This window comes from Pseudomonas sp. PGPPP1 (genome assembly GCF_002255865.1).
GTDB classification, from domain to species: domain Bacteria; phylum Pseudomonadota; class Gammaproteobacteria; order Pseudomonadales; family Pseudomonadaceae; genus Aquipseudomonas; species Aquipseudomonas cremoris.
The window spans coordinates 1-8,933 of the sequence record NZ_NKIG01000061.1 but is presented as its reverse complement, the minus strand read 5'-3'; the positions used below and the strand labels follow the sequence as shown (position 1 = coordinate 8,933).

The 8,933-nt window shown below is 58.2% G+C and carries 6 protein-coding genes and 1 pseudogene; all 7 read right to left on the bottom strand.

Features of this window, described 5'->3' with window-relative positions:
* Positions 1-82: 82 nt before the first annotated feature.
* Positions 83-1,519, bottom strand: coding sequence for a dihydrolipoyl dehydrogenase (gene lpdA, locus CFE47_RS30700; RefSeq protein ID WP_286842885.1), 1,437 nt, complete (start codon positions 1,517-1,519; stop codon positions 83-85).
* Positions 1,520-1,618: 99 nt separating this feature from the next.
* The gene (odhB, locus tag CFE47_RS30695) at positions 1,619-2,839 is read right to left on the bottom strand and encodes a 2-oxoglutarate dehydrogenase complex dihydrolipoyllysine-residue succinyltransferase (protein WP_286842882.1); all 1,221 of its coding nucleotides are present in this window, start codon (positions 2,837-2,839) and stop codon (positions 1,619-1,621) included.
* A 44-nt stretch (positions 2,840-2,883) separates the two neighbouring features.
* Positions 2,884-5,715, bottom strand: coding sequence for a 2-oxoglutarate dehydrogenase E1 component (locus tag CFE47_RS30690; RefSeq protein WP_185708876.1), 2,832 nt, complete (start codon positions 5,713-5,715; stop codon positions 2,884-2,886).
* A gap of 262 nt (positions 5,716-5,977) precedes the next feature.
* Entirely contained in the window at positions 5,978-6,682 is a 705-nt protein-coding gene (locus CFE47_RS30685) for a succinate dehydrogenase iron-sulfur subunit (protein WP_003172807.1), read from the bottom strand.
* A gap of 11 nt (positions 6,683-6,693) precedes the next feature.
* Positions 6,694-8,466, bottom strand: a complete 1,773-nt coding sequence (gene sdhA, locus CFE47_RS30680) for a succinate dehydrogenase flavoprotein subunit (protein ID WP_010211741.1) — start codon at positions 8,464-8,466, stop codon at positions 6,694-6,696.
* Positions 8,467-8,469: 3 nt separating this feature from the next.
* Positions 8,470-8,838 (bottom strand): succinate dehydrogenase, hydrophobic membrane anchor protein, encoded by a 369-nt coding sequence (gene sdhD / locus CFE47_RS30675; RefSeq protein ID WP_016974690.1) that lies wholly within the window; start codon positions 8,836-8,838, stop codon positions 8,470-8,472.
* Positions 8,832-8,933 (bottom strand): annotated as a pseudogene (locus CFE47_RS30670) (succinate dehydrogenase, cytochrome b556 subunit); the annotation flags it as partial. The gene sdhD and the pseudogene CFE47_RS30670, both read right to left, overlap by 7 nt.

Here is an 8,933-nt window from a genome sequence, read left to right as displayed (position 1 = left end):
TGCGTCCAGCGGATATTCCGCGGTGAGTCTTGCGCGCAAGGCTCACGACGGGCAACTCCGCCGTGGTTTCTTATTATCTCGCTTAGCGCTTCTTGCGGTTGGCGATGTGGATGGCGCCGCCATTCACTGCCAACGCAGCTTCGTGCAACGCTTCGGACAGGGTCGGATGGGAGAAGACCATCATGCCCAGGTCCTCGGCACTGGTGCCGAATTCCATACCGATTGCGCCTTGCTGAACCAGTTCTGCAGCGCTTGGGCCAATCACGTGGACGCCCAATACGCGGTCAGTCTTGGCATCAGCGATGACTTTGACAAAACCACCGGTGTCGTTGGCTGCCATGGCACGGCCAGAAGCGGCAAACGGGAAGGTGCCGACGTTAACTTCAACGCCTTCAGCTTTCAACTGCTGTTCGTTCTTGCCGACCCATGCAATTTCCGGGTGGGTGTAGATAACCGATGGGATCAGGTCGTAGTTCATCTGGGTTTTGTGGCCCTTGATGCGCTCGACAACCATGATGCCTTCTTCGGAAGCCTTGTGCGCCAGCATCATGCCGCGAACCACGTCACCGATGGCGTAGACGCCAGGCACGGTGGTAGCGCAGTGATCATCAACGTGCACGTAGCCGCGCTCGTCGAGGGTCACGCCGCTGTCAGAGGCCAGCAGGTCGGTGGTCACTGGACGGCGACCAACAGCTACGATCAGCTTGTCGAAAGTGATGGTTTTTTCGCCATCTTTGTCGGTGTAGTTAACAACTACTTCTTCACCGTTAACTTTCGAACCGGTCACGCGAGCGCCCAGCTTGATGTCCAGACCTTGTTTGGTCAGGGTTTTCAGTGCTTCTTTGGAAACAGCGGTGTCGGCAGCCAGCAGGAACGTGTCCAGGGCTTCCAGCACGGTCACTTCGGCACCCAGGCGGGACCATACCGAACCCAGTTCCAGGCCGATCACGCCAGCGCCGATCACGCCCAGACGCTTTGGCACAGCTTGGAATTCCAGGGCGCCGGTCGAATCAACGATGACGTTGTTGTCGACTGGAGCAGGTGGAATGTCGATTGGGCGCGAACCTGGAGCCAGGATCACGTTTTCGGCTTCGATGACTTCAACCGAACCGTCTGGCTTGGTGATTTCGATCTTCTTGCCGGCCAGCAGCTTGCCGTGGCCTTGCAGGGAAGTTACGCCGTTGGCCTTGAACAAGGTGGCAACGCCGGAAGTCAGGCCTTTAACGATGTTGGCTTTACGGCCGACCATTGCTGGCACGTCCATGGTCACGCCAGCATGGTTGATACCGTGGATCGCGAAGCCGTCTTGGGCTTCGTGGAATTTCCAGGAGCTGTCCAGCAGCGCCTTGGAAGGAATGCAACCAACGTTCAGGCAAGTACCGCCCAGCGCCAGTTTGCCTTCCTTGTCGGTGTATTTTTCGATGCAAGCAGTCGAGAGGCCCAGTTGTGCGGCCTTGATAGCGGCAACATAGCCGCCAGGACCTGCACCAATCACTACGACGTCAAATTTCTGTGTCATGAAAATAGATCCTCTATTTGCGACAAGCTTTTAGCCGCAAGCCGCAAGCCAAGCTGCTTTTTCTTACAGCTTGTAGCTCGCAACTTGCAGCTGCTTCAATCAGATATCCAGCAGCAGACGAGCCGGGTCTTCCAGCAGGTTCTTGATGGTCACCAGGAAAGTCACGGCTTCTTTACCATCGATCAGGCGGTGATCGTAAGACAGTGCCAGGTACATCATCGGGCGGATAACGACTTGGCCGTTGATGGCCATCGGACGCTGGATGATGTTGTGCATGCCCAGGATCGCAGCTTGCGGCGGGTTGACGATCGGGGTCGACATCATCGAACCGAAGGTACCACCGTTGGTGATGGTGAAGGTACCGCCGGTCATCTCGTCGATGGTCAGCTTGCCGTCACGGGCTTTCTTGCCGAAGCCAGCGATGCCGCCTTCGATTTCAGCCAGGCTCATCAGCTCGGCGTTACGCAGAACCGGTACTACCAGGCCACGGTCGCTGGAGACAGCAACGCCGACATCAGCGTAGCCGTGGTAAACGATGTCGCCGCCGTCGATGGAAGCGTTGACTGCCGGGAAGCGTTTCAGTGCTTCGGTGGCCGCTTTCACGAAGAACGACATGAAGCCCAAACGTACGCCGTTGTGGGACTTCTCGAACAGGTCCTTGTACTTCGAACGCAGCGCCATGACTTCAGTCATGTCGACTTCGTTGAAAGTGGTCAGCATCGCCATGTTCGACTGTGCTTCAACCAGACGCTTGGCCACGGTTGCACGCACACGGGTCATTGGAACGCGCTTCTCGGTGCGGTCGCCGGCGGCGAACACAGGAGCAGCGGCAGCCGGGGCAGCAGCCTTGGCAGGTGCAGCGGCTGGAGCGGTTTTCTTGGCTTCAACAGCAGCAACCACGTCTTCCTTGGTGATGCGACCGTCTTTGCCGGTGCCTTTGACGGAAGCCAGGTTGATACCGTTCTCTTCAGCCAACTGACGAGCAGCTGGAGCAGCGATCGGGTCTTCAGCGCCAGCAGCCGGGGCGGCGGTAGGAGCCGAAGCAGCCGGTGCGGCGGCAGCAGGAGCGGCGGCAGCAGCGCTGCCCTCTTCGATCGAGCCCAGAACCTGGTTCGACAGAACGGTAGCGCCTTCTTCGGCAACGATTGCGCCCAGCACGCCGTCAGCTTCGGCCAACACTTCCAGAACGACTTTGTCGGTCTCGATGTCGACGATCAGGTCGTCACGCTTGACGGCCTCACCTGGTTTCTTGTGCCAGGTGGCAACGGTGCCATCGGCAACCGATTCCGGGAATGACGGGGCTTTGATTTCGATAGCCATTATCTGTGTGTCCTTAAAATTCGGTTTCAGTCAGCGCGAAGGCGTTAAACAGTGAAAGCATCTTGCAGCAGTTTTTCCTGCTGCTCGGCGTGCATCGACGCATAACCACATGCAGGTGCAGCAGAAGCATCACGACCGGCGTACTCCAGGCCCAAGCCTTGCTTGTGGTTGCCGATGCTACGACGCAAGTGATGCTGGCTGCTGTACCACGCGCCCTGGTTCATCGGCTCTTCCTGGCACCACACCACATTGGTGAGGTTGGTGTAAGGCGCGATGGCCTCCATCAGGTCGTCTTCCGGGAACGGGTAAAGCTGCTCGATACGCACGATGGCGATGTCTTCGCGGCCTTCGGCACGGCGTTTTTCCAGCAAGTCGTAGTAGACCTTGCCACTGCACAGGACCAGACGAGTCACTTTGGCCGCATCCAGCGTGTCGATTTCCGGGATCACGGTCTGGAACGAACCATCCGCCAGATCTTCCAGGGTCGAGATGGCCAATTTGTGACGCAGCAGCGATTTCGGAGTCAACACTACCAGCGGCTTGCGCAGCGGGCGGATCACCTGACGACGCAGCAAGTGGTAGATCTGGGCCGGGGTAGTCGGTACGCACACCTGGATGTTGTGCTCGGCGCACAGCTGCAGGTAACGCTCCAGACGGGCCGAGGAGTGCTCCGGACCCTGACCTTCATAACCGTGTGGCAGCAACATGGTCAGACCGCACAGACGGCCCCACTTGTGCTCGCCGCTGGTGATGAACTGGTCGATAACCACCTGGGCACCGTTGGCGAAGTCGCCGAACTGGGCTTCCCAGATCACCAGCGCGTTTGGCGTGGTGGTCGAGTAGCCGTATTCGAACGCGAGTACGGCTTCTTCGGACAGGAACGAATCGTACAGGTCGAAACGTGGCTGGCCTTCGTACAGGTTCTGCAACGGGATGTAGGTGCCCGCGTCTTTCTGGTTGTGCAGCACAGCATGACGGTGCGAGAACGTACCACGGCCGATGTCCTGGCCGGTCATGCGGATCGGGTGACCTTCGAACGCCAGGGTCGCGTACGCCATGGTTTCGGCGTAACCCCAGTTGATCGGCAGGCCGCCGGCTTGCATCTTCTGACGGTCTTCGTAGATCTTCGCAACCTGGCGCTGAACCACGAAGCCCTCTGGAATTTCCAGCAGCTTGGCGGACAGTTCCTGCAGGGTCTTCAGATCGAACGAGGTGTCGTGACGCGCAGTCCAGGTGTGACCCAGGTACGGACGCCAGTCAACGAACAGCTCTTTGTTCGGCTCTTTGACCAGGCTTTTCACTACGTGCAGACCATTGTCCAGCGCGTTGCGGTATTCATCGATCTTCGCCTGAACACGCGCGTCGTCAACCACACCGGCCTTGGTCAGGCTTTCAGCGTACAGCTCACGGGTAGTGCGCTGCTTGGTGATCTGCTGGTACATCAACGGTTGGGTGCCGCTAGGCTCGTCCGCTTCGTTGTGACCGCGACGGCGGTAGCAAACCAGATCGATGACCACATCACGCTTGAACTGCATGCGGTAGTCGATCGCGAGCTGGGTCACGAACAGTACGGCTTCCGGATCATCGCCATTCACATGGAGGATCGGCGCCTGGATCATCTTCGCAACGTCGGTGGCGTACTCGGTGGAGCGCGCATCCAGCGGGTTGCTGATGGTGAAGCCAACCTGGTTGTTGATGACGATGTGAACGGTACCGCCGGTCTTGAAGCCGCGAGTCTGCGACATCTGGAACGTTTCCAGGACCACGCCTTGACCGGCGAATGCCGCGTCACCGTGGATGGAAATCGGCAGGACCTTTTCACCGGTAGTGTCGTTACGACGATCCTGGCGAGCACGGACCGAACCCTCGACCACTGGAGAAACGATTTCCAGGTGGGATGGGTTGAAGGCCATGGCCAGGTGAACTTCACCGCCGGTGGTCATTACGTTGGACGAGAAGCCCTGGTGATATTTAACGTCACCCGAACCCAGTTCAACTTTCTTCTTGCCTTCGAACTCGTCGAACAGTTCACGCGGGTTCTTGCCGAAGGTGTTGACCAACACGTTCAGGCGACCACGGTGAGCCATGCCGATCACGATTTCCTTGGTGCCATAGGAACCGGAACGCTGGATCAGCTCGTCGAGCATCGGAATCAGGCTTTCGCCGCCTTCCAGGCCGAAACGCTTGGTGCCCGGGTATTTGGTACCCAGGTATTTTTCCAGGCCTTCGGCAGCGGTCACGCGCTCAAGCAGGTGGCTGCGTACGTCTGCGGACAGAACCGGACGGCCACGCACGCCTTCCAGGCGATGCTGGAACCAGTGGCGTTGCTCGGAATCGGTGATGTGCGTGAACTCAGCGCCAATGGTGCGGCAATATGTCTGCTGCAACGCTTCGTGAATTTCGCGTAGGCTCGCTTCCTCTTTGCCGATGAACAGGTCGCCGGCACGGAAGGTCGTATCAAGGTCGGCATTGGTCAAGCCGTAATGATTGATCGACAGGTCAGCAGGTGCAGGACGCTTCCAGAGCCCCAGCGGGTCAAGCTGGGCCGCCTGGTGGCCGCGCATCCGATAGGCCTGGATCAGTCGCAGTACTTCAACTTGCTTCTTCTCGTGCTCACTGCTCACGCTACCGGCGGAAACCGGTTGGGCGCGGCGCTGGTTCTTTGCCAGCAGCACGAACTGATCGCGAATTGTTGCGTGCGATACATCGGTGGCAGCGTTGCCGTCTGAAGACAACGTCTGAAATTTGGTGCGCCATTCTTCTGGCACAGCGTTAGGGTCGTGCAGGTAGAGCTCATAAAGCTCTTCCACATAGGCAGCGTTACCACCTGAAAGATAGCCGCTGTTCCACATGCGCTGCATCACGCTTTCTTGCATGCTTGGTCACCCTCGATTTGGGGACACCACCGGCGAAAACACCGAGTTTGCTTGCAAAAGGCCAAGTGCAGCGACCAAAACAAGCCACTTAGGATCACGCTGATAGTTCGGGTACCAACCCGAATGCCCCTGCTTGTCTCATTTCTTCAAAATAAGAGCTGCGGCTTTGTAAGTCGCTGCTCAAGTTAAAACTACGGCGCCGGTTGAAGCCTGCGCCGTAGCATTTACGGGCACAACGGTCCTGCCTTTACTACAACGTCAGTTACACGCCGCTCTGCAGCAGCATGTTACGGATGTGACCAATGGCCTTAGTCGGGTTCAGGCCTTTGGGACAAACGTTGACGCAGTTCATGATCCCGCGGCAGCGGAATACGCTGAACGGGTCATCCAGCGAAGCCAGACGCTCGGATGTCTTGGTGTCACGGCTGTCTGCCAGGAAGCGGTACGCTTGCAGCAGGGCAGCTGGACCCAGGAACTTGTCCGGGTTCCACCAGAAGGATGGGCAAGAGGTCGAGCAGCAAGCGCACAGGATGCACTCGTACAGACCGTCAAGCTTCTCACGCTCTTCCGGAGACTGCAGACGCTCGATGGCCGGAGCCGGCGTGTCGTTCTGCAGGAACGGCTTAACTTTCTCGTATTGCTTGTAGAAGATGCTCATATCGACGACCAGGTCACGGATAACCGGCAAACCTGGCAGTGGACGAACGATCAGCTTGTTGCCTTTAACCACGGCGGACAGCGGCGTGATGCACGCCAGGCCGTTTTTGCCGTTGATGTTCATGCCGTCGGAACCGCACACACCTTCACGGCAAGAGCGACGATACGAGAAACCTTCGTCCTGCTCTTTGATCAGTGCCAATACATCCAGCACCATCAGGTCTTTACCACCGGTATCGACCTGGAATTCCTGCATGAACGGCGCAGCGTCCTGATCAGGGTTGTAGCGATAAACACTGACTTTCAACATGGCAGCCACCCTTAGTAAGTCCGAATCTTCGGTTCAAACGTCGGAACCGTCTTCGGCGAGAAGTTCACGGCACGCTTGGTTACGCGCTTGTCACCCGGGAAGTACAGGGTGTGGCACAACCAGTTTTCGTCGTCGCGATCTTCAAAGTCTTCACGGGCGTGGGCACCACGGGATTCTTTACGAACCTCGGCAGCGATTGCGGTCGCTTCGGCAACTTCCAGCAGGTTTTGCAGCTCAAGGGCTTCGATACGAGCGGTGTTGAACGCCTGGCTCTTATCGTTGATCTTGACGTTGGCGATGCGCTTGCGCAGGTCAGCCAGCTGGGCAATACCCTTCTGCATGTATTCGCCGGTACGGAATACACCGAAGTAGTTCTGCATGCAGCTTTGCAGCTCGCGACGCAGGGTAGCCACGTCTTCGCCATCAGTGCGCTCGTTCAGAGCGTTCAGGCGCGCCAGGGCAGCTTCGATGTTGGCGTCGGTGGCGTCATCGTATTCGATGCCGTCGGTCAACGCTTTTTCCAGGTGCAGGCCAGCAGCACGGCCGAATACCACCAGGTCGAGCAGCGAGTTGCCGCCCAGACGGTTGGCACCGTGTACCGATACGCAAGCCACTTCGCCTACAGCGAACAGACCGTGGATGATTTCGTCTTCGCCTTCGGCGTTCTGGGTGATCGCCTGACCATGAATGTTGGTCGGCACGCCGCCCATCATATAGTGGCAAGTCGGAACAACCGGAACCGGAGCAACCACCGGGTCAACGTGGGCAAAGGTCTTGGACAGCTCGCAGATACCAGGCAGGCGGCTGTGCAGTACTTCTTCGCCCAGGTGATCGAGCTTCAGCAGTACGTGGTCGCCATTCGGGCCGCAGCCGTTGCCGGCGATGATTTCCTTAACCATCGAACGAGCAACAACGTCACGACCTGCCAGGTCTTTCGCGTTCGGAGCATAACGCTCCATGAAACGCTCGCCGTGCTTGTTGATCAGGTAACCACCTTCACCACGGCAACCTTCGGTAACCAGTACACCAGCACCGGCGATGCCAGTCGGGTGGAACTGCCACATTTCGATGTCTTGTACCGGTACGCCAGCACGCAATGCCATGCCGACGCCGTCACCGGTGTTGATCAGGGCGTTGGTGGTCGACGCGTAGATACGGCCTGCACCGCCAGTCGCCAGAACAGTAGCCTTGGCGCGGATGTAGGTGGTTTCACCGGTTTCGATGCAGATGGCGATCACACCGACGAACTCGCCTTGTGCGTTCTTCACCAGATCGACAGCGTAGTACTCGTTCAGGAACGTGGTACCGGCTTTCAGGTTGCCCTGATAAAGGGTGTGCAGCAGCGCGTGACCGGTACGGTCGGAGGCTGCGCAAGTACGGGCAGCCTGCCCGCCTTTACCGTAGTCCTTGGACTGACCGCCGAACGGACGCTGGTAGATACGGCCTTGTTCGGTACGGGAGAACGGCAGACCCATGTGGTCCAGCTCGAACACTGCAGCCGGGCCTTCCTGACACATGTACTCGATAGCGTCCTGGTCACCGATATAGTCGGAACCCTTGACGGTATCGTACATATGCCAGCGCCAGTCATCGTTCGGGTCGGCGGAGGCGATGGCGCAGGTGATGCCACCCTGGGCCGATACGGTGTGGGAACGGGTCGGGAACACCTTGGTGATCACGGCAGTCTTGTGACCGCCCTGGGCCAGCTGCAGCGCAGCGCGCATGCCAGCACCGCCGCCACCAATAATGATGGCGTCGAATGAAATAGTTGGAATGTTAGCCATGAATCAGATACCCCAAAGAATCTGCACACCCCAGACGAAGTAAGCGAACATCGCGACGCCGCAGACTGCCTGGAAGAGAAAACGTACTGCAGTCGCGGACTTGCCCAGCGCCATCGGCGTCAGGTAGTCGGTCGCGATGGTCCACATGCCAACCCAGGCGTGTGCGCCCAGGGCTACAAGGGCCAGCAGACTGAAGATTCGCATCGCATTGTGGGAAAACAGGCCGTGCCATTGCTCATAGCTAATGCCTGGATTTGCGACGAGGTATCCGATCAGGAAAATGAAATAAGCCGCGAGAACGACCGCAGACACACGCTGTGCCATCCAGTCATAGAGGCCCGAACGCGAAAGGTTCGTAACGCTGGTTACCATATCCAAACTCCTGCCAGAACGATCAGCACCACGGAAATGGCGATGATGATTTTCGAGCCCAGGCGGCCGCCTTCCAGCGTCTCACCGATACCCGC

Bases quoted from the DNA above. Each gene is read 5' to 3' on its own strand.
- lpdA (WP_286842885.1), bottom strand. From the start codon at position 1,519: ATGACACAGAAATTTGACGTCGTAGTGATTGGTGCAGGTCCTGGCGGC.
- odhB (WP_286842882.1), bottom strand. From the start codon at position 2,839: ATGGCTATCGAAATCAAAGCCCCGTCATTCCCGGAATCGGTTGCCGAT.
- CFE47_RS30690 (WP_185708876.1), bottom strand. From the start codon at position 5,715: ATGCAAGAAAGCGTGATGCAGCGCATGTGGAACAGCGGCTATCTTTCA.
- CFE47_RS30685 (WP_003172807.1), bottom strand. From the start codon at position 6,682: ATGTTGAAAGTCAGTGTTTATCGCTACAACCCTGATCAGGACGCTGCG.
- sdhA (WP_010211741.1), bottom strand. From the start codon at position 8,466: ATGGCTAACATTCCAACTATTTCATTCGACGCCATCATTATTGGTGGC.
- sdhD (WP_016974690.1), bottom strand. From the start codon at position 8,838: ATGGTAACCAGCGTTACGAACCTTTCGCGTTCGGGCCTCTATGACTGG.